We start from the raw sequence: 22,128 nt of genomic DNA, 5'->3' as shown, positions 1-22,128 counted from the left end.
ATGTTGTCGGTTGCCAGCTCCCCTCAAACTGCTTCACTTGCACCTACGCTGACACCAGCAAGCGAGCCCTTGACCTTTAACCCACTGCAAATGCTGCCGATCTTTGAGCCCGAGCAGCAAGTCTGTCTCGTACGCCGGGAGGCGCAAACTGCAATCAGCGACTACCTGCAGCTGGCAGCGCGCAGCTTGGTGCCTGGACTGCGCAACGTGATTTCATTGCAGCCCGCACTTGCGCCACAGTTGCGTGCTTTGCCGTTGCCTGCACAGCCGGGCCGCGAAGCGTTTATTCAAGAGCTGGCACAATTGGTGACGGTGTTTGCCGAGCTGCTGGATTGCCAGACCGTGGGCCTGCGGCTGGAAGTATTGCAAAAAGCCATGTGCCCGCAATTTCATGTTGACCATACCGGAATTCGGCTGCTGTGTACCTACATGGGGCCAGGCACCGAATGGCTGGAGGAAGCATTTGCCGACCGCAGTTATTTAAAGCACCGCAGTCACTTAAACCCGCCTGGACTCAATAACCAACAGCGTGCAGGCGTGGTACTCGATGCGCGTGGCATCAGACAGGCAGACGCCTTTGATATCGTATTGCTCAAAGGCAGTCAGTGGCAAGGGAACACCGTAGGCGGCGCCATTCATCGTTCGCCTGTGGTGCCAGAGGGGCAGACACGCGTCGTACTCGCGCTGGATGCCATCAGGGATTAACGCGCTGTGATGAAAATAACTTGCCCGATTCATGAGTGTGTCATCAGAACATGGCTAGATAGCGGACGCGCTCATCGCAGGTTTTTTAATCGCCAGACTGCATGCTAAATCACTACATACGGACCCGACTCAATCAATGGCTGCTAGGCGCCCTGCTGGCAGTCTTGCTGTTTTTTGTATTTGCGCAGCAGCATGCGATTGCGCACGCCATCTCTCACCTGTCTGAAGAGATTAATCACACCCTCAAGCATGACAAAACCAGCCAGGACAATCTGTGTGAAGAATGCCTGTGCCTGGACAATCTCCCTGACACACTGCTGCCAGGGCGTCCGCTACTGCTACATGCACCAGACCTCGTCACATCAGCCCAAACCAGCCATACCGTTTTACATACCAAACCGTCCTATCGCCGCTACGCTGCGCGCGCACCACCTCTTTTCGTTTGAGTCCTGATAACCCCAACACAACCAGACGAAAAAGGCCTCAGCATGAGGCCAAGAGGACAACTTTATGAAGATCAAACGCATCATTTCTGTAGCGGTGGGCGGCCTGTTTGCCAGCTACCCTGCAATCTCTGTACTGGCAGAACCGGTGGATGAAAGCGCACTCGAGCTCGATAGCGTGCAAGTGACGGCAGAACGGTTCAGCAAAATCCGTAATAGCCTGTCACCCGCCACGGGCGGCAGCGTATACCGCTTTGACCAGAAAGATATCAGCAACATTCCAGGTGGTGAAAACAACAGCTTTAACCAGATTTTGTTACGCGCCCCTGGCGTCGCTAATGACTCTTATGGGCAACTGCATATCCGTGGCGATCATGGCAATATCCAATACCGGATTAACGGCGTGATTCTGCCGGAGGGTATCAATGGTTTTGGTCAGATTCTGGATACGCGCTTTGCCGATAAAATCAATCTGCTCACCGGCGCTTTGCCTGCGCAGTATGGCTACAGAACGGCCGGGGTAATTGAGATTGAGACCAAGAAAAACTTCAAACCGGGCGGCAATGTTGGCTTTTATGGTGGCACCAGCGACACCGTCAACCCCAGTATTCAAATGCACAATTCCACGGGTGACTTCAGTTACTATGTCACGGGTTCTTATCTCTCCAATAATCGCGGCATCGAAAATACCACCGATAGCTACAACCCGATTCATGATAATACCCAGCAAACCAAAGGCTTCGCCTACATGTCGTACTTGCTGAATCCAGAAACGCAAATTGTGGCGATGCTGGGCTCCTACTATGGTAATTTTCAAATCCCCAATAACCCGGCGCAGGCGGCCAACAGCGACTATCTCTCTGCCTTAGGCTTGTCTGGCTATAACTCCTCCAGCCTGAGAGATCACCAGAACGAGCGTAACCAGTACGGCATACTGGCCGTGCAGAGCTCCATTGGCCCTGATTTCGATTACCAGGTTTCGCTGTTCACACGCTATACCAGCACCACTTATACGCCGGATATCACGGGGAGCTTAGCCTTTAATGGCGTGGCCTCGCGCGTGTTTAGAGACAGCATGAGTAATGGCGTGCAAGCCGATGGCAGCTATCACTGGGGCGATAGCCACACCATCCGCATGGGGATGTTTACCAGCACCGAAGATATCACCAGCGACAATACCGCTAATGTGTTCCTGACCTCGGGCGGCACGACGACCAACACCCAGGCCACCATTGTTGATAACAATCACAAAAACGGTAACACCTTGCTGGCGCTTTACTTGCAGGACGAATGGAAAATCAACAACAGCCTGGTGATGAACTATGGCGTGCGAGCCGACAAAATGAATGCCTATGTCAGCGGCGGCCAACTCAGCCCACGCCTGGGCCTGGTATGGAATGCCACGCCTGAAACCACCTTCCATGCTGCCTACTCAAGATACTTTACACCGCCTCCGACGGAGTTGGTCGGCACTAAAACACTGGCCTTATTCAGCAATACCACCAATGCTGCGTCCAGTGACCTCAATGGCGCAGTCAAACCCGAGCGCTCACATTATTTTGACGTCGGCGTCAGTCACCAGTTAACGCCCAAACTCACCGTGGGCTTCGACAGCTACTACAAAATTGTCCAGGACCTGATTGATGAGGGTCGCTTTGGTGAAGCCTTGGTCTACACGCCTTTTAACTATGACAAAGGCAGAATTTATGGCTTTGAATTGACCGCGAGCTATAAAGACGAAGCCTTCTCTGCCTATGCCAACCTCTCACGCTCGATGAGCCTGGCAAAGAAAGTCGTCTCTGCACAATATAACTTTGAGCAAGATGAGCTGGACTACACCGCCAATCATTGGGTGCATACCGACCATGACCAGCGCTACACCGCGTCCGCCGGCGTCGGTTACTTATGGCAAGGCTATCAACTCAGTGCCGATGCGTTCTTTGGCAGTGGCCTGCGCCGTGGCTTCGCCAATACCGAACACATGCCCGCCTACACGCAGGTCAATCTGGGGGCCAGCACCATGATCAACGCAGGCACCCTAGGCAAGCTGGAAACCAGGCTGGCCATCATCAACCTGTTTGATAAAAAGTATGAATTACGGGATGGCTCTGGCATTGGCATTGATGCGCCACAATTTGGGCCACGCAGAGGGGTGTTTATTGGTCTGAATAAATACTTTTAATCTGCTGCAACGCTAATCATGTGATGGACCAAGGATCTCTGATCATCGTTTGATCGGCGGTCCATTCCCCGATTGAAGGATCAAAAAAGTGACAGTCCATCACAACAAGCGCACACAACGAGGCTGCTGTGTGTTTTTTCTACACCAGACATTGTTTTTTTAAGGAGAAGTCGCATAGATCACTTTACAATCATTCTTATTTAACAGCTTTAGCCCAATAAAAATAAAACATATTGCCTCAGCCACCGTGTGAGATGAGGCACAAAGAGAACACACTGAACCAGATTGATGAATACGCAGACTTACAGGGAAGATAAATCATGATGTACCCAAAAACGATTGCCAGCCTGCTGGCAGTCATGCTGTTCCCGGCGGTAACGGTTTATGCTGAAGACTCGGTAGAACTGGACCCCTCCAAACAAAGCAGTAAAGCCAAGAAAAATGAAGCACCGGTCAGCAGTATCGAGCTGGATAGCGTCGTGGTGCTTGGCAAAAAAGAGCAAGTCTCAGCCACTGATAAAGGCCTGGCTGGCTCAGTAGATGTCATTACGCGTCAAGAACTCGAGTACGAACACGTCACCGATACCCTGGAATTGTTTAGCAAAACACCAGGCGTGGTGCTGTCACGCTTTAGTCAGGGCATTGTCAATACCGAAGTGTCTATCCGCGGTTTTAGTGGCAATGGCGAAACACCGAATGCCAAAGTGCTTGTGGATGGCATTCCGTCCAATTTGTTCTCAGGTCTCAGTGAGCTGGATTACCTGTTCCCCACCAACATTCAGAGTGCCCAAGTATTTAAAGGCACCAGCGACGCTTCGACCGGCCTGTTTGCCACCGCAGGCAACTACAAGGTAGAAACCCGCAAAGACGTCGGCAAGCAATTGCAATTTGGTTATGGCAGCTTTCAAACCCGCGAAATGCAAGGCTACTATGGTGAAAAACAAGGCGATTTCACCCAAAACTATGGGATTGGTTATCGCAAAGGCAATGGCTTCCGCGCCCATACCGAAAATGAAAAAATTGCCTTATCTGGCCGTTGGCAGCTGGATTTCGAGCAGTCCAGCCTGGCATTGAGCGCCAAGTATGGCAAATACAATTCGCCTGAAGCACCGGGTTTTATGTCTAAAGAACAAGCGCGTGATGACCGCAGAGGCGTGGCTCCCAATGCACTCAACGATAGCGGTGAAAAAGAATTCAAGCATTTAAGCCTGCATTACGATTACTTTTTTAATAACGACCTTGATTTAAGCCTGAAAGCTTATTGGCAGAACTTTGGTCGTGAACGCAATGTACGTTTTTTTGGATCACCAGGCCTGGAACATCGCTTGGAAGACGAGACCTCGATTGGCTTTGTGAGCAAGTTAAACTGGAAAATCAATCCCAGCTGGGCTTTTGAAACCGGCTACGATATTGAACGCCAGCATGTCGATGAATTCCGTCAACGCTTGACCACTATCCGGCGCAATGCCCAATACGACTTCACCGCACAAGGCATTTACGCCAAATTTGAAAACACGCCGCTGGACTGGTTACGCTGGAACCTGGCCTATCGGGTGGATTATTTGAACAGCGACCCTAGAAACCAGTTTGTGATTAATGGGAATACGCTCAGGACACGCATGCTGGATAACCAGACCATCGTACAACCCAAATTCAACTTCTTTGCCAACCTGAATGCGCAGCAAACTTTATTTGTAAATGCCGGACGCAGCTTTCAAACACCCACTGGCGTTAACCTTAATCTCTATAGTACCAATGGCCCGACCAACGTAAAGGTTGCGATCAACGATGGCTGGGAATTAGGAATCAAGAGCCAGTGGCATCCTGATTTGAATACGCGTCTTTCTTATTGGCAACAAAAAGCTGAAAACGAATTTATTAATATTGACAACATTAACCAACTCATCGGCTCCACCCGCAGGCAAGGGATAGATGCCAGTTTTGACTATGCGTTAGACGAGCAATGGCACTTTTGGGGCAATGTGTCACGGGTAGAGGCCATTATCGTGAAACCGGATGCATTACATCCGCAATTCAAGGATAACTCGGTCCGCAGTATCCCCTCTTACACCGCCTCGCTGGGTCTGCAATATGCGCCAAATGCAAACTGGATTGCACGTGTTCACGTGGATAGCCAAGGCGACTACTACGTCAATGAGAGTAATCAGGGCGGAAAATACGGCGGCTATACGCTGACCAATGCCAATATTGACTATAAAACCAGCTGGGGACGCGTCAGCTTGTTAGCCAATAATATTTTTGATCGCTACTATGAGTATGTGTATGACTTTTCATCCACAGGTGCGACCAACCAGCTTAACTTCGCCCCAGGTACTGGCCGTAACTTTATGCTCACAGCAACGGTGGATTTTTTATGACTGCATTGCTATCGATTCAACAGCTAAGCCTGGGGTTTTCCAAGCGGAAAATTCTAAATCAGCTTGAGCTCAACTTAGAGGCAGGTGAAGTCGTCTCTGTGCTGGGCAGCAATGGCGCCGGTAAATCAACGCTGCTGAAAAGTATTTTAGGCTTACATGACACGGCCGAACAAACAGGCAATATCCTGATTGCCGGTATTGATATCGCGCAGGACCGCCAGCGGGCGCTATCGCACCTTGCCTATGTGCCGGAGCAACCTGCCGTGTATGGACATCTCTCTACGATAGCAAATATCCGTTACTTTTTAAGCCTGGCCAATATAGGTGAAGAAAAGGATATTAACAGCTGCCTGACCATGGCCGGCTTGCCGGAAACAGCCTGGCACCGGCCTTGCAGCGAATACTCCAAAGGCATGAAGCAAAAGGTGATGCTGGCGTTTGCACTTGCCAAACAGGCCACACTGCTGTTGCTCGATGAACCTAATTCAGGGCTGGATCCACAGGCTACCGAAGACTTAAACCAGCTGATTGTGCAATGCAAAGAAAGTGGCATGGGCGTGCTGGTGGTCACGCATGATGTGTTGTCCGCCATTGGTTTTTCTGACCGCTTGCTGATGCTGACCAATGGGCAGTTGCAACCGGTAATGCTGGACCAGTCAGCACTGACACTGGATAGCCTGAAAAAACTGTATCAGGGGCAGGCATGAGCGCATTGATCTGGAAAATCGCCTGCAATGAATGGCGCAGGTTATGGCATGCGCGGGTTCCGGCATTGTTAATGATAGTGCTGGTGACATTATGGGGCATTGCCGCCCTTGCCGCCCATCACCACTGGCAAGATCATGCACAGACTGTGGCTAAGGTGACAGCGCGCAGCCAGCATGACTGGCAATCGCAACCCGACCGTCATCCGCACCGGGTCTCGCATTTTGGCGATTTCGTCGCCAAGCCGGTCCATCCGCTCAGTGTGATCGAGCCCGGCATCCTCGACCAGTCTGGCCATCTGGTGTATCTGGAAGCACATCGTCTGAACAGTGCCAACTTCAACCCGGCGACTGAAGCCACTACGCTGGGCCGCTTTTCATTAATTACACCAGCCATGATCGTGCAATGGTGGATGCCACTGTTTTTGATCATGATTGCCTATGCCACCGTCACTGCCGATAAAATCACCGGCATCCTGGCTTTCATGCGCGGCAATGGCACCCCTGGCTGGGTGATTGCCGCCGGAAAATGGCTGGCATTGTTTTTACCATTGCTGCTCCTTTTGTGCCTGCAAGCACTGTTGACGCTGGCATGGAGCTGGCAGAGCGATCAGTTATTGGCCAGGCTGGCGCTCATGTTGCTGGCCCAAGCGCTTTACATTGCCGGCTGGTGCCTGCTGGTCGTCACCGTGTCCTGGTACAGCCGGCAACTGCATAGTGCCTTGCTGACGTTATTGCTGTGCTGGGTCTGTGTCTGCATCATTTTTCCGCGCGGGCTGGCGAATCTGGCCCAGATCGCCTATCCAACACAGCCTCGCGCAGAGGCTGAATACCATGCGGAAAGCAAGCTGCAAAGCATAGGCGACAGCCATAACCCTGACGATCCGCATTTTCAGGCCTTTAAACAGAGCATACTCAACAAATACCAGGTAAGCCGGATCGAAGACCTGCCAGTAAACTACCAGGGACTGCTGATGCAGGAAGGCGAGCGCCTGACCACGGCCGTCTACCGCGAACAACAGGCATTGCATGACGCACACCTGGCAAAACAGAATGAAAGTATCCGGCACTGGTTATGGCTCACACCGGCATTGGCGCTGCAATATATACAGATGGCGGCTAGCGGCAATGACCTGCCGCACCACCAGGCGTTTATCCGGCAGTCTGAAGCCCGGCGGTATCAATTAATCCAATATCTGAACCAGATCCACACTTACAAAGTGGACCAGCATGACGATAAGAACACGCGTGTTTCTGCCGACTTTTGGAAGAACGCGCCCCGTCCCCCGGTGAATCTGCCACCGATGGCAGTCAGCCACGCCAGTCTGACAGCTGCCTTTCTGGTGTTGATTGGCTGGCTGTTATTGCCTGGCTCCTTGCTTGTTAGGGTTTCGCACCGACTATGAAACATGAATTCACTCTGCTGCTCAAGCAACGCAGCCTGACCCTATTGCTTTTGCTCAGCCTGGTACTGGTTAGTTTTAGCTTGTTAAACGGCTGGCAAAATATCCGTCATATCCAGTCCCAGATCCAGCATGCGCAACAGGAAGAGTCCCTGCGCAAGCAGGACTTTATCCAGCACAACAGTCATGACGGGGCACTTGAGGCAGGAGAGGTGGGCTATTACCTGTTCCACAACGTCTATTACCGCCCTGGCGAATGGAGCTTTATTGCCCTGGGCAACCGGCTGGTGGTGCCGTACGTGCAACGGATACGTTTACTCGGCTTGCAAAGCCAGCTTTATGATGGTGAGTCGCATCACCCTGAATATGTGATGCTGGGTACCTTTGACTATGCTTTTTTGCTGGTATTTTTTGCGCCCTTGCTCTGTATCGCCCTGATGCATGACCTGAAAGCCAGCGAGCAACAGGCACAACGTTTACTGTTTTTGCAAAGCCTGGTAAAAGAACCTGGTTATTTCTGGTTTAAACGAGTGTTATCCCGCTGGGTGCTTGTCACGCTTGTCTTCGTACTCCCGTTATTACTGTTTGCCGGGATGCACTCGCTTTCCTTGTCACCCCTGTTACAGGTTTTAACAATTACAGCCTTATATACGTTTTTATGGTCTGTATTGTGTAGTGCTGTCAGCCTGCGCAAACGAGCGCTCAACGCCAACTTCAATGCCATGTTGCTGAGCAGCATTTGGGTCATGTTATGCGTGGTCTTACCGAATCTTTGCCAGCTATGGCTGCACGCCCGTTATCCCTTGCAAGACGGTAGCCAGCTTGCCATGCAGCATCGGCAATTGGTACATGGCGCCTGGGATTTACCAAAAGAGGATACGCTGAAACCCTTCTATGCCTTGTATCCGCAATGGAAAGATACTCCGCCCGTCACAGGCCGCTTTCACTGGAAATGGTACTTTGCCTTTCAGCATATGGGCGACGTCCACTTGCAAGCACAAGTGGCTGCCCGGACACGAACCTTACAAATGAGGGCGGATGCCGCAACAAAGATGGGGCGGTGGTTACCCACGGTCTGGGCACAAACACAACTGGAAGCGGTCGCATGCAGCGATATTAGCCATTTGCTAGTACACAGACAGCGGATAGAGAAGTTTCACACCCGCCTGCGTGAAGCCATCTACCCTTTTTTGTTTGATGAGCGGGCACTACATCGCAAAGAGATTGAATCCATGCCAGTCTTTGACGCAAACGAGCCGTGCGCGCAAGGTCCGCATCCTGATGGCAACAGCTAAGGGGCCTTCACCACACCAATAGATAATGTGACTTCGCCCGCGCGTATCGGTGGCGTGGCATTTTGAATCAGGATGCGCCCGGCCACAGGCGCACGCAAAGTTTCAATCTTCTCGCCAAAATAATCCGTCACTTCACCTAGGACCTGCCCTGCTGTCACCCAATCGCCTATGCTGGATTTGGCCGTAAACAAGCCGGTTTGCTGGCTGCGTAGCTCAACCATTTTGCTGTAATAATGAATTGGCGAGGCTACCTTTGTCGTGTGTTGCGTGCTGACATCTATCGTTTCAGGCGCATCTATCATGCCCAAGCCACTCATGGCCTGTGCACAAGCTTGCGTGATCATGGCCACAAAAGCGGCATCGCGCTGAGCAAACTGGCCGACTTCCAGCGTCAATGCAGGCTTGCCCCTGGTCTGTGCCGTATTCGGATATGAGATGGAATGATCAGGATCATTGGGCCTGCCGTCATAGAGCACAATGTCTGGCAATCCTAAAAGATCAGCAAAATGCTGTGTTCTGGCATCAAGCGCTGGCACGTGCAACACAGGGGAATACACATGTGGCCATAAATGCTGGTTGGCACTGCCAGAATGGATGTCAATCAGGTAATCCGTTTTGCTGATGACTTGAGCCGTTAAAAAATCGGCGATCTGCTCAGTCAGGGTGCCCTGTGCGCTACCAGGAAACACCCGGTTCAGGTTTTTCTCATCGACCGGACTCAGCGCAATGCGACGTGCATGAAAACCTTCAAGATTCGCCAGATGAATCAGAATCAAGGTCCCTTTCAAGTGTTCAGGCTGTATCTGCTTGCGCAACTGCTGCAAGGCCAGTATCGAAGGAAATTCATCGCCATGGATACCTGCTGTCAGGGTCAATACCGGTCCTGAAGTTTGCCCATGAATCACCGTCACCGGAATTGCCGTTGACGACACGGCCATCATCCACGAAGAGAGCGTGCCTGACGCAATCTGCTTGCCCGCCAAATCAAAGGCCTCCCTTGCATGCAAACTTCCCCAAGACAACAACAGCATGCAAAGCCAGCAGAAACGCATTTTTTCCTCCTCAATGATATGCAACATTGTTGCGGAATAAGGTGTATATGTAAAGCGTTAAACCAGCAGTGCGCTCGCCAACGGCGATGATTGAGCGAGCCATCGAATGGCTAAACGGATGAACTAAAGAAACTAATCGCTTACATGCCTTACTAAAAGATTGATGCACATGATTTAAACGCCTATGATCTGCTTTTTAATTCATGGCTTGTTGTTATACCGCTTTTTTAATGGAGTCCCGCATGCGTATACTGACCCTCACCGCTCTTTTGATCTTGACCTTCAGCGAACCAGTTTTTGCGCGCAATATCAGCGTCGAACAATCTGAAGCCGCCAGTGCCCGCGATGCCGTAGGCGACGCCATGAGCAAACTCAGCGATATCGAGCAAAAAATTCAACGCCAGCAAGCCGTGCTGACGCAAGCACAAGAAACGCTTAAACAATATCAGGCGGAAAAAGCCCAGATTGAAAAAGACCTCGATGCCAAAAAAGCCATCTTTGAACAAAAGTCCAAAGCACTGGATGAAGCCTGGAAACAACGCAACGACTACTGATCCAACAATCCAGCCACCCAAAACCAGTCTGAGGACTGGTTTTTTTATTACTCCATGCGTGCGCTTTGCTGTTTGCACGGCGTTTTAGGCAAATTCAATCCAGTTGACCTGCATCAATATACGGCCTGACTTGCCGACCTACAATGCATTCAAGTTCAATGCACTAATGGAGTGATCACAATGAAAAAAACCGCAATCAGTTTAATGTTGGCTGCTTTATTGCCAGCCCTCAATGTTCAGGCAGAACAAGGCGACTGGGTTATCCGCCTGCGCGCCACCAATATCAGCCCGAACGAAAGTAGCGATCTGGGCAAATATGTAAACAAAAATATTGCGGCAGGCGCGATGTCTAGCGGTGCAGAATTAAAAGCGGACAGCAATACTATTCCTGAGCTGGACATTAGCTACTACTGGACCAAAAACATTGCGACAGAACTGATTCTGGCGCTGGGCTCCAAGCACGATGTCAGCATCACCAAAGACTCAGGCACTACCGTCACCAATCAATTACTGGGTAGCATTGATGCTTTACCACCAACCTTAACCGCACAATGGCACTTTAACCCCGACCAAACCTTTGACCCCTATGTCGGCGCCGGGATTAACGCAACCTTTATGCTGGACCGCCGCCTCGACCTGCGTCAAGGCCCATTAGCAGGTCAAAAAATCAAAATTGACCGTGACAGTTTTGGTCCTGCCTTGCAGGCTGGTCTGGATGTTAATCTCAAGGATGGCTGGTTGCTGAACGCGGATGTGAAATACATCTGGATGAATACCACCGTAAAAATGCAAAACCCGCTCAATGGCAACGCCTGGACAAAAATTGATGACCTGGATATCGATCCATGGGTGATCAGCCTGGGTTTCGGCAAGCGCTTCTAGTTAGGCGCATAACGTCTCTTCCCTGGGGCAAAGCATTAGCTCCATTCACCTCTGATACTCTCCCAGTGTCAGAGGTTTTTTTATCTGCGCCTGACTGAGCGTAGCCTAAAAACAAATGCTAAAAGTGAAACCTTGGCGCAAGGCCAGACAAATGTAACTGCTCCAGCAATTGCAAGCCGCGCTCACGCGCGCTGCGTTTACGCTGGCCGGTATACTTGGCAATGATCAGTTCATTTTTCATAGAATGCTCCCAGCCTACCAGCTCGGTCACGGTCACCTGATAGCCATGCGCTTCCAGCGCAAGGCAGCGCAGCACATTGGTCACCTGGCTGCCAAACTCACGCGTATGGATAGGATGACGCCACAACTCACTTAAAAAGGTTTTTGATAAGGCCTCAGCTTTATGTTGCCGTAGCACTTCAGCCACCTCCGCCTGACAACAAGGCACCAACACCATAAACTGTGCCTGCTTTTGCAAGCCAAATGCAATCGCATCATCGGTGGCGGTGTTGCAGGCATGCAAGGCCGTCACAATATCAACCTGTTCTGGCAGTTGCGCGGACTGCATGGCTTCTGCTACTGTCAAATGCTCAAACTGCATGCGGCTAAAGTCGCATGCTTGCGCCAGTTGGCGCGACTTTTCAATCAATTCACCGCGGCTCTCAATGCCAATCACCTGGCCTGCCTGATGTTGTTTCAGCAACAAGTCATACAAAATAAAGCCCAGGTAAGATTTGCCGGCGCCGTGATCAACCAAGACGGGCGAAGGTTGTTTTTCCATCACCGCCTGCATCAGCGGTTCGATAAAATTGACCAGATGATAGACCTGCTTAAGTTTGCGGCGGCTATCCTGATTGAGCTTACCGTCGCGGGTGAGGATATGTAAGGCCTGCAATAAGGGCAAGGATTGGCCAGGCCTGACCTCGGGGGGCAATAATGTTTGGACCATGTTGCGGACTACTTTAAAATGCTAATACGCCAGTTTAACAGCACAATTGTTTGACGGCACGTGAGTTTAATAGCATGAGATGAACGGCATGTGCCTAAGTGCGTCTGCTAAAGTCTTTGAGTCCCATTTTAGCGGGAACTCTCAGGCTGGTTTTGGAATCATGTAAGAGACAGGGTGGTCAGTTTTATAAAAAACACCCGCCTTTGCAGCGCAACCGCTGCATTCAATCCGCTGCCACGCAGCGCTGTTGTTCAATCGAATCAGGGAGTAGTACCTATGCCGCAACAATCCATGCTTCAGGCACGCCGATATCTATCCTACACCGCGCCATCAAAACCGTGGCGATGGTTGCAATGGGCCTTGTTACTGCTCCTGCTAACGACGCATCTGGCGCAAGCAGATACGGTATGGCTCAAAAACGGGGACAAAATCACCGGGACGCTAGGCGTCAAAATCTCAAACAAGCTCACCTTTAAAACCAGCTATGCAGACGAGATTAAAATCAACTGGGATGACATCCACAGCATTGATGCGGAAAAGTCTATCCTGATGCAGCTATCAGATGGCAGTATCGTTACCGGACGTTTGATACACAGTACTGAGGGGCAGGTCATTCTGGATGAGGAAACGAATACACGGCTGGTGGACACTGAACTCGGCGAAATTCATTACATCAATCCGACCCTGGATCTGATTGGCGAAGGCTATGTCTGGACCGGGAACATGAGCCTGGGTGGTGCCTTTAACAACGGTAACAGTAAAAACCGCAACATGCAGTTTAATGGCGAGTCGATTTTGCGCGGCTTTGATACGCGCTATACCGTACAGGGCTACTACTATTGGGCTGCAGATAAAGATCGCCAGACTCAGAATAATGGGCGAGTCCGTGGTCAGTACGATCACTTTTTTACCAAAAAATGGTATGGCTACTTAAACACGATTCAGGAAAAAGACCGCTTCCGCGACATTCGCTTGCGCAGCACCTACAGTGTGGGTACGGGTTACCAGTTTTTTGAAAGCGAAAAACGCAATCTTTCACTGGAAGGTGGTCTGTCATACATCACCCAGGATTATTACGAGGAAAGTAACGAGAATCATGCGGCCTTGCGTTGGGCGGTCAACTATAACCAATACCTGTTTGATTCATTTGTGCAAGCATTCCACCGGCATGAAGTCACTTACACGCCGAACTCGCCGTCACAAATCCTGCTTTACAGCTCCACCGGCTTGCGTTTTCCGTTTATTTTCGGCTTGAGTGCCTCTACACAAGTCGACTATAACTATGACAGCCGCCCTGTCGATGAACGGCGTAAAGGCGATACGCGTGCGCTGTTTACGCTGGGTTACAGCTGGAAGTAATCGCTAAAAAGACAATCGTATTTAGTGGCTGGCCGCTTAAATGTTAAAATACGCGCTTGATGGTGAGGTGCGCAGCTGATAACGGCATAGAGTTCCCTCACACAACCGGGTACGGCAAAGACATTGAACCCGTATTTTTTGAGTTAAGCATGGAGCAAAAATATGGCGATACAATGGTTTCCGGGGCACATGACTTCTGCCCGCAAAAAAGCAGAAGAGACACTGGAACACATTGATGTCGTCATTGAAGTACTGGACGCCCGCGTACCCGCCGCCAGCCACAACCCCATGATTGAGGAAATGCGTAATTTCCGCCAGCGCCCTAACCTCAAAATCCTCAACAAAGCCGATCTGGCTGATCCGAATGTGACGCAAGCCTGGTTGAATTACTTTAACAGCCAGCCCAATACGAAAGCGGTTGCCCTCTCCTGCAAAAAGCCCGGTGATGCAAAAAAAATCCCAGGTCTATGCCGCCAACTGGCCCCGCATCGCGGCACGCCGCTGAAACCCTTGCGCATGATGATCATGGGGATTCCCAACGTCGGCAAATCCACCTTGATGAATGCCCTGCTCAACCGGCGTGCAGCCAAGGTCGGCGATGAACCGGCCGTGACCAAAAGCCAGCAACGCTTTGACTTAAGTGACAGCCTCAACATCACGGATACGCCGGGCATGATGTGGCCCAAAATCGAACACGCCTCAGATGGGTATATGCTGGCCGCCAGCCATGCGATTGGCCGCAATGCCGTGATTGATGAGGATGTGGCTGAGTTTTTGGGCAATGTGTTGTTGAAGCAATATCCAGCGCTCATGAATACACGCTACAAGCTGGACGTGATGAAGCTCAATGTGGCTGAAATAGATGGCATTGATTTGTTGCAAGCCATTGCCAAACGCAGAAGCTACAAACGCAATGATGGAGAGTGGGATATGGAGCGCACAGCCATGGCCTTGCTCACAGACTATCGAAGTGGCGCCATTGGCCGTGTCAGCTTGGAGTCCCCGCAAAGCCGAGCCGAAATGCTGGCACAAGCGGCTGAGCAACAAAGTAGTCCGGTTCAGGAAGAAATACCCGCCTCTGAATCAGGCCAAGCGTAAAGTCTGCGTCAACGGCAGGAGCTCTCTGAAGTTAGGCAATCACGCTGGCATGCCGTTTCGCAGGCTTACCTTTCACTGGGGACTTATCCAGCAACTGCTCTATATTGCTCACAATACGGTTGCGGCCGTTTTGCTTGGCACGGTAGAGATTCTGGTCTGCCGCTGCAAACAAGGCATCAATCACATAGCCCATGGTTTCTGAACTCACTGCCCCCACACTGACCGTACATTTAATCGCCTGGGTCTCACGACTCATGCTCTCAACGCCGGCAATGCTCACAGGCGTCACCTCAATAATCCGGCGGATGCGCTCTGCCAGCACCATGGCCTCCTGCTCACCGGTATTGGGCATCAAGATGCAGAACTCCTCGCCACCATAGCGCCCGATGACATCGCCGCCACGCAAGGCGGCACGTATGGTCTCGGCGCAAGACTTAAGCACGACATCGCCCACCAGGTGACCATACACATCATTCACCTTTTTAAAGTAATCCAGGTCGACAATCAGCATGCCCATGGGGAGCTGAATGCGTTGCGAAACCGCCTGCATGCGACTGGCGGCTTCTTGCAGGCCACGCCGATTCAGCACCCCAGTCAGGCCATCCAGCGTCGCAATCGCCTGCAGCCCGGCTTGTGCCTTGACATGCATGACCAACAACAGCAAGCTCACCACCGCCGTGATGACCAGCATGAAAAAGGACACCAGATAAGCATGGATACTCCAATCGCCAAAACCATCGAGACTCGCCTGTTCCGCCAGGCCAACCTTGACTGCGACAATGGCCAGGATCAAGCCAACCATGGCAAACAGACTACAACACAGCCAAAAGATATTGGCGACAAAATCTTTTCCATGCCCCACTAAACTGCGGCTGCCGTAGGCAAATATCCAGAGCAAAACGGCTAAATTACTCAGTAGCAGCCAGCGATTGGAAATATGCATGTTCAACATCACGGCATTGCAGGCCAGCAAGGTGGTAATCACGAGCAAGGTCCAATAGCGGTAAACGCGATACCCCCTGAACATGCGTATCCCATTGACGAGCTGACTCAAGCCTTGTGCCACCAGAGTCACCGCCGCCGCAATATAGATACTTTGTGGTCCGATAATGAGGCTAGTTTGCGAAAAGAAATACACGGCCAGTCCACAGGCAAAAATGAGCAAGCCCCGCACCCAACCCATGATCAGGCGGCGCTGCTGATAGGCCCCAGAAATCATCAAGACCAGAACCAGCGTTAGGGTGAGTCCAATTGATGATAGAATGGCGCTATTGAGATCAAACACAGGGACGGACAAAGTTAGTTAACCTGAAGAAACATCATACTATGGTTACAGGACTATACCCATATAAATGAAAGGGTTGAATAGTCCATCTAGGCTAATAATTGTCTGCTTTCCCATTATTCTCCACTTTGTACTGAAACACGTTTTATCAATCCGCTCATGCAGCATCTGTTAAATCCTCCCCAGCGTGAAGCGATTCACTATCTTGACGGCCCGTTGCTGGTACTGGCAGGCGCTGGCAGTGGTAAAACCCGCGTCATTACCCAAAAAATTGCCTACCTGATCAACCAGGCGGGTTACCAGGGCCATCAAATCGCGGCGATCACCTTTACCAACAAGGCCGCGCGTGAGATGCAGGAACGCGTGACCCCCTTGCTGGAAGGCAAAAGTGGCAAGGGACTTACCGTCACCACTTTTCACTCCCTAGGCTTGCAGATTTTGCGCCAGGAAGCGGCGCTGCTCGGCTATAAACCGCAATTCTCCATTCTGGACGCCTCGGACAGCTTTAAAATCCTCAGTGATATTTTAGCCACCACCGACAAGCAACTGTTGCGCAAAACACAATGGCAAATCTCCAGTTGGAAGAATGACTTTATCAGCCCGGATCAGGCCAAATCACAAGCCGATGAAGAGCTCACCCATGCCGCAGCCCGGGTGTACCAGCTTTATCAGCAAACCCTGCGCGCATATCAGGCGGTAGACTTTGATGACCTGATCAAGGTGCCGGTGGAGCTGTTTAATCAGCACAGTGAAATGCTGGAAAAATGGCAACGCAAGTTGCACTACCTGCTCGTGGATGAATATCAGGATACCAATGCTTGCCAGTACAAGCTGATTAAACAGCTAACCGGCCTGAGAGCACAATTCACCGCCGTAGGCGACGATGACCAGGCGATTTATGGCTGGCGTGGTGCCGACGTGGAGAACTTGCGTCAGTTGACCACAGACTTTTCCAAACTCAAGGTGATCAAGCTCGAACAAAACTACCGCTCTACCGTGCGGATTTTGCGCGCGGCCAACCACGTCATTGCCAACAACCCCAAACTGTTTGAGAAAAAACTGTGGAGCGAACTCGGCACCGGCGACCTGATCCACGTCACGGCGACGCAAAGTGAAGAGCACGAAGCAGAAACCGTGGTGATGAAGCTGCAAGCGCACAAATTCGAGCATCGCACGACTTACAAAGACTACGCCATTCTCTACCGCAGCAACCACCAGGCGCGGATTATTGAGCAATTTCTGCGTAACCACAAAATCCCCTACACAATTTCGGGGGGCCAATCCTTTTTTGACAAGGCTGAGATCAAAGACATCATCAGCTACCTGCGCCTGATCATGAACGAAGATGATGATCCTGCGTTTATCCGTGCCGCCACCACGCCGAAAAAAGGCATAGGCAACACCACGCTGGAGCGATTGGGCGAATACGCCAGCGCGCACAAAATGTCATTGTTTGCCGCCGCCTTTGAAGGTGACTTTCAGCATGAGGTCGGCGCCAAACAGCTCGATGACCTGCTGACCTTCTGCCGTTTTATCCAAACACTGCAAGGCCGTGCTGTCAAAGACCCTGCTAACGAAGTGCTCAGCGACTTACTCACCGCCATCCAGTATGAAAGCTATCTGTACGACGGTGAAGAAGCCAGATCTGCCGAGACGCGCTGGAGCAATGTACAAGAATTCGTCGCCTGGCTCAGCAAAAAAGGCGAAGCCTCGACCGAGTTCGGCCATGAATCGGACGGTAAAAACCTCATCGAACTGACACAACTGGTTTCGCTCATCACCATGCTAGAAGGCCGCGAAGATGGCGAGCCAGATGCCGTCAAACTCTCTACCCTGCACGCCTCAAAAGGACTGGAATACGGCCATGTGTTTCTGATCGGCTGTGAAGAAGGCATCCTGCCGCACACCAACTCCATCGACGCTGACCAGATTGAAGAAGAACGCCGACTCATGTATGTAGGCATCACCCGCGCCCAAAAATCACTCAACATCACCTGGTGCAAAAAACGTAAACGCGCCGGAGAAATGCAAGCCTGCGAGCCTAGCCGCTTTATTGCCGAATTGCCTAAAGATGATGTTAAACACTTTGGCAACCCGTTTAATGGGCCAGATCAGGTGCTGAGTAAAGATTATGGCAAGAGTAAGATGGCAAATATTAAGGCGATGCTGGCGAGTAAAACCACATCAATCCAATCCTAGCTACTAGCTCGCTAACACCAAACCGTTAAGCAGTCTTATTACAGCTAAAATGACCGGAACTATGCAATAGGCGGGATTTCACCATGTTAAACAAAGTCGATGTTGCCATTCAGTCTTTTAAAAAACCGGAATCTCTAATTTACTCGCTGCTCACCCTTCACCAACAATCAAAAGACTTGGTAGATACGGTCTGGATCAATGATGATCAATCTCCGCCAGAAATACTCAAAGCTTACAAATCCGATGCGCTTTTAAAAGCATTGCATCCCTGGAAAATAAACGTTCGAAGAAACAATCACAGAATGGGGTGGTGGCTTTCATTCGTCAAAGGCTACAAGCCGACGTATCTGACATATCGCTATATGTTTTTCAGAATGCTATGGAACTTCTATAAAAATAAATCTATTTTTGTAGACAGGGAGGATTTACGTTACCAATGGGCCATCGAAAATACGGACAAAGAATATCTGTTTATCATGCATGATGACATCAGCTTTAATGGGGACATTATTGCACTCTATCTCAACGCTATTAAAAATCTCCCCAACCCTGGAATTGTCGGAGACCTAGGTCAATGCTGGCGCTGTGCCTATCAAGCGGTTGGCTGTAATCCTGAAAAAATTTGTGCCGGATATCGCCCTTCTCAACAATGGCCAAATACCAAACTGGATAAAAATGACCACAAATGGGCATGCCGGATAAATGAATGGTCCGCTTTACTAAAAGTCGGTATAGCTAAAAAAATAACGCAAAAACATAAAATATTTTTTGGTAACTTTGATGATAGAGGAGATACTTCCGCTTATTGGTTTTCAAAGTTGATTGAAGACGGCATGAGCTTTACAGATCCGCTTGCTGGAAAGGATAAAAGCACGTTTTATTTACACTGGGAAGATGGAAAAACCGGCCACTCCGTATGGGTTGATCAAGGCATAGGGAAATCCATGTATGATCACTTGAAATTAAGAACAGCGCTTCGAGAACAATTCGGTTTTGACTACCCATGGGAGCAGCACGCGTGACACATCCGATCACCCTAGCCATCACATCTTGTGGCCGAATGGACTTACTGGAAAAGACGCTTAAAAGCTTTTACAAATTCAACACTTACCCTATCTTCAAAACCATTATTATTGATGATAGCTGCGGTGGGTTTGACACTGAACGTATTAGTGCCTGCATTCCCAACAGCTACGAGTTTATTTTGAATACAGAAAATATCGGGCAGATTCGTTCGATTGATAAGCTCTATTCCAGCATTACCACGCCTTATGTGTTTCATTGCGAAGATGATTGGGAGTTTTACCAGGAAGGCTTCATTGAGGAGTCACTAGCTATCCTTGAGCGTCATCAACAGGTAATTACTGTTTGGTTGAGAGCTCACGACGATACGAACACGCATCCAATCTCGCAATCCGAATCGGTCGAAGGTTTTGATAACAAGTTAATGCAAAGAAAGTATCGCGGCGCATGGAGCGGATTTACATTTAATCCGGGGCTAAGGCGATTGGCAGACTACCATCTGCTGGCCCCTTATGCAGAAAAGCCAATCCTGATTGGTAAGAAAAATCAAAGCGTTGCTTCAGAAATTGACCTGTCGATTTACTATGACCGACTTGGATTTAGAGCCGCCATCACGATTCATCCTGGGGGATATGTCAAGCACATTGGATGGGGAGACCATATTCCTCAGGAATGGGAAAGTGCTTTCTTCGCCCGCGCCTACATCAAGCTAAGAAATCTCATCAAAAAACACGTTCTGTATAGAAATTGATGAATAAGCTGCATTACCGTCCAGAAATCAGTGGTCTGAGAGCATTATCCATTGCTTTTGTTCTGATTTACCACTATTTCCCCAGCTATCTCAAGGCTGGCTTTATTGGGGTGGATGTCTTTTTTGTCATTTCCGGATATCTGATTTTTCAAATTATTTCAAAAAATAATTACGAACTCCCTTTAAAAGCATTCCTGAAAGGCAGATTTCTAAGACTATTTCCATCATTTCTGCTAATCCTCATCTGTACCCTGGCGATAGGTGGGTGTGTATTATTGGCAGGAGAGTATGTTGATTTATCCACCTCAGTCTTAGCGTCTTTATTGGCACAATCCAACTACTTTGAGTTTTCCAAAAGTGGATATTTCGATAATGCGATTAATATTCGCCCACTACTACACCTATGGTCATTGGCAGTAGAGTTTCAGTTTTATATTTTTATTGCACTACTTTGCAGTTTATGTCGCAAGCGAAACAACATGCTGTTGTTGCTGCTCGGGTGCACAACAGTATCTATTTTGCTTGATATTACCTTGGTCAATCGCGCACCTTCTGCCGTTTTCTTCTTTACGCCGTTTCGACTATGGGAGTTTTTGGCAGGCGCGATCGCTGCATTGCTACAAAAAGATAAAGAATCTACTCCGGTCCTGAGTTATCTGGGAGTGGCTTTACTCGCCCTGGCATTATCTCTTATGTCCACTGAGTCAACACACCCAGGGCTCATCACGATATTACCAGTGTTGGCCGCCGCACTGCTGCTAGTGCGAACAAGACCCAACATTGTGACCACATCCCTTTCGCTCTATCCACTAACCCTTGTCGGCGAAATGAGCTATGCGCTGTATCTATGGCATTGGCCATTACTAGAATACTCCAAATTGATTTGGGGAGGACTCACCCCTCTGTTCAGAATCAAACTCTTAATAGTATCCATGGCGCTAGCCTTTGTGACGACTTTCTACTTTGAAAAATGGCTAAAGAAAGACCAAAAACTTAAGCTATTGATCACGCTCCTGCTCGCAACCGCAGCCGTTTCTGTGCTCGTCATCATCAACAAAGGCTTCACATCAAGAACCGTTCATCTTAATAACGCAGAACTCAATCAAAACAATACGTTAGTCATGACTTACAGAAGGTCATGCGAGAAGTATATTGGGAAGCCTCATAAAGAAGACCGCTGCAATGATGATCACTATGTAGAGGGCGGAACCAAGTTGGCTGTCATTGGGGATAGCCAATCAAATGCCTTCACGACGGTACTTAACGCATTTGAATCTTCTGAAAAATCTAACTACCTTCAATTGGGCATGGGTATGTGCCCTGCGCTGATTGGGTATGGTACTCATGACTGCCGTCATTTTTCGGCAAAAACTTTTGAGTACATCACGCAGCGGCATACGTTTAAAACGCTGATTATTGCTGCACAATGGCCGTTATACAGTGATGGCATCACGGTCAACGGCCAGACGTTTAGGTCGGATTTTTTTTGGCAGTCTTTTGAAAACACTATTGCTGCATATTCAAAAACCATCGATCAAATATATATTGTTTACTCAGTGCCCTTAGGTGCAGAACCTAGAAGATGTTTTGAAAGATTGCCTTTCGAGTTAAAGGGGTGTGATTTACCGAAAACGCTTGTGACTCAGAATGAGCAGCGCTACCGGGAAAAAATAGCGCCTATCGTTCAAAAATATGGCCTAAAAGTCATCGACCCTATGCCTGCCATGTGTCATGAAGACAGATGCCCGGTTTTAAATGGCTCTAAAATATTGTATCTGGATAGCTCACACCTTTCCGAAGCTGGCGGGCAGTTCTTACTAGAACATCTGGATCCAAGCGTACTAAGTGGACTTTATCATTAGATCC

The 22,128-nt window shown here is 49.7% G+C and carries 18 protein-coding genes; 15 read left to right on the top strand and 3 right to left on the bottom strand.

Annotated elements, in window-relative coordinates; genetic code table 11:
- The 7 genes from GOC95_RS00595 (at position 1) to GOC95_RS00565 (ending at position 9,110) form a co-directional block, all read left to right on the top strand.
- On the top strand, positions 1 to 705 hold the full coding sequence (locus GOC95_RS00595; protein WP_275354985.1) for a DUF1826 domain-containing protein: 705 nt from the start codon (positions 1 to 3) through the stop codon (positions 703 to 705).
- 101 nt (positions 706 to 806) lie between these two features.
- A complete protein-coding gene (locus GOC95_RS00590; protein WP_275354983.1) occupies positions 807 to 1,151 on the top strand; it encodes a hypothetical protein in 345 nt (114 codons plus the stop codon).
- A 64-nt stretch (positions 1,152 to 1,215) separates the two neighbouring features.
- Positions 1,216 to 3,330, top strand: coding sequence for a TonB-dependent receptor (locus tag GOC95_RS00585; RefSeq protein ID WP_275354981.1), 2,115 nt, complete (start codon positions 1,216 to 1,218; stop codon positions 3,328 to 3,330).
- Positions 3,331 to 3,650: 320 nt separating this feature from the next.
- Complete coding sequence (locus tag GOC95_RS00580) at positions 3,651 to 5,708, top strand: TonB-dependent receptor (RefSeq protein WP_275354979.1); 2,058 nt, start codon at positions 3,651 to 3,653, stop codon at positions 5,706 to 5,708.
- Positions 5,705 to 6,415: an ABC transporter ATP-binding protein gene (locus tag GOC95_RS00575; RefSeq protein WP_275354977.1), complete on the top strand. Its 711-nt coding sequence runs from the start codon at positions 5,705 to 5,707 to the stop codon at positions 6,413 to 6,415. Before GOC95_RS00580 ends, GOC95_RS00575 begins: the two co-directional genes overlap by 4 nt.
- Complete coding sequence (locus tag GOC95_RS00570; RefSeq protein WP_275354975.1) at positions 6,412 to 7,818, top strand: DUF3526 domain-containing protein; 1,407 nt, start codon at positions 6,412 to 6,414, stop codon at positions 7,816 to 7,818. The genes GOC95_RS00575 and GOC95_RS00570 overlap by 4 nt, the downstream gene beginning before the upstream one ends.
- Positions 7,815 to 9,110, top strand: a complete 1,296-nt coding sequence (locus GOC95_RS00565) for a DUF3526 domain-containing protein (RefSeq protein WP_275354974.1) — start codon at positions 7,815 to 7,817, stop codon at positions 9,108 to 9,110. The genes GOC95_RS00570 and GOC95_RS00565 overlap by 4 nt, the downstream gene beginning before the upstream one ends.
- Here GOC95_RS00565 and GOC95_RS00560 read toward each other — a convergent pair.
- Entirely contained in the window at positions 9,107 to 10,162 is a 1,056-nt protein-coding gene (locus GOC95_RS00560) for a M14 family metallopeptidase (protein WP_275354972.1), read from the bottom strand. The genes GOC95_RS00565 and GOC95_RS00560 overlap by 4 nt on opposite strands.
- A 242-nt stretch (positions 10,163 to 10,404) precedes the next feature.
- On the opposite strand from GOC95_RS00560, the gene GOC95_RS00555 reads away from it, so the two are divergent.
- Both GOC95_RS00555 and GOC95_RS00550 read left to right on the top strand, forming a co-directional pair.
- Positions 10,405 to 10,716, top strand: coding sequence for a hypothetical protein (locus GOC95_RS00555; RefSeq protein WP_194746890.1), 312 nt, complete (start codon positions 10,405 to 10,407; stop codon positions 10,714 to 10,716).
- Positions 10,717 to 10,896: 180 nt separating this feature from the next.
- Positions 10,897 to 11,598 carry an OmpW family outer membrane protein gene (locus GOC95_RS00550; protein ID WP_194746891.1) on the top strand — a complete coding sequence of 234 codons (702 nt, stop codon included), beginning with the start codon at positions 10,897 to 10,899 and terminating at the stop codon, positions 11,596 to 11,598.
- Positions 11,599 to 11,716: 118 nt separating this feature from the next.
- Here the strand turns inward: GOC95_RS00550 and GOC95_RS00545 are convergent, their stop codons facing one another.
- Complete coding sequence (locus GOC95_RS00545) at positions 11,717 to 12,547, bottom strand: SAM-dependent methyltransferase (protein ID WP_275354968.1); 831 nt, start codon at positions 12,545 to 12,547, stop codon at positions 11,717 to 11,719.
- Between the two features lie 360 nt (positions 12,548 to 12,907).
- Between GOC95_RS00545 and GOC95_RS00540 the strand changes: the two genes are divergently transcribed.
- Together GOC95_RS00540 and ylqF are read left to right on the top strand one after the other, a co-directional pair.
- Positions 12,908 to 13,906: a DUF481 domain-containing protein gene (locus GOC95_RS00540; protein ID WP_275354967.1), complete on the top strand. Its 999-nt coding sequence runs from the start codon at positions 12,908 to 12,910 to the stop codon at positions 13,904 to 13,906.
- A gap of 162 nt (positions 13,907 to 14,068) precedes the next feature.
- On the top strand, positions 14,069 to 15,004 hold the full coding sequence (gene ylqF / locus GOC95_RS00535) for a ribosome biogenesis GTPase YlqF (protein WP_275354966.1): 936 nt from the start codon (positions 14,069 to 14,071) through the stop codon (positions 15,002 to 15,004).
- Positions 15,005 to 15,035: 31 nt separating this feature from the next.
- Here the strand turns inward: ylqF and GOC95_RS00530 are convergent, their stop codons facing one another.
- Complete coding sequence (locus tag GOC95_RS00530) at positions 15,036 to 16,223, bottom strand: GGDEF domain-containing protein (protein ID WP_275356365.1); 1,188 nt, start codon at positions 16,221 to 16,223, stop codon at positions 15,036 to 15,038.
- Positions 16,224 to 16,448: 225 nt separating this feature from the next.
- Here GOC95_RS00530 and GOC95_RS00525 point away from each other — a divergent pair, with 225 nt between their 5' ends.
- From GOC95_RS00525 to GOC95_RS00510, 4 genes are all read left to right on the top strand, one after another.
- Entirely contained in the window at positions 16,449 to 18,488 is a 2,040-nt protein-coding gene (locus GOC95_RS00525; RefSeq protein ID WP_275354964.1) for a UvrD-helicase domain-containing protein, read from the top strand.
- 83 nt (positions 18,489 to 18,571) lie between these two features.
- Positions 18,572 to 19,510, top strand: coding sequence for a hypothetical protein (locus tag GOC95_RS00520; protein WP_275354963.1), 939 nt, complete (start codon positions 18,572 to 18,574; stop codon positions 19,508 to 19,510).
- Positions 19,507 to 20,262: a glycosyltransferase family A protein gene (locus GOC95_RS00515; RefSeq protein WP_275354961.1), complete on the top strand. Its 756-nt coding sequence runs from the start codon at positions 19,507 to 19,509 to the stop codon at positions 20,260 to 20,262. Before GOC95_RS00520 ends, GOC95_RS00515 begins: the two co-directional genes overlap by 4 nt.
- Positions 20,262 to 22,124, top strand: a complete 1,863-nt coding sequence (locus GOC95_RS00510; protein WP_275354959.1) for an acyltransferase family protein — start codon at positions 20,262 to 20,264, stop codon at positions 22,122 to 22,124. The genes GOC95_RS00515 and GOC95_RS00510 overlap by 1 nt, the downstream gene beginning before the upstream one ends.
- Positions 22,125 to 22,128: the final 4 nt, after the last annotated feature.

The sequence above is a fragment of the Methylophilus sp. YYY-1 genome (assembly GCF_029132825.1).
Taxonomy (GTDB): Bacteria; Pseudomonadota; Gammaproteobacteria; order Burkholderiales; family Methylophilaceae; genus Methylophilus; species Methylophilus glucosoxydans.
The sequence above is the reverse complement of the archived record's forward strand: the minus strand, read 5'-3'. Positions and strand labels throughout refer to the sequence as shown.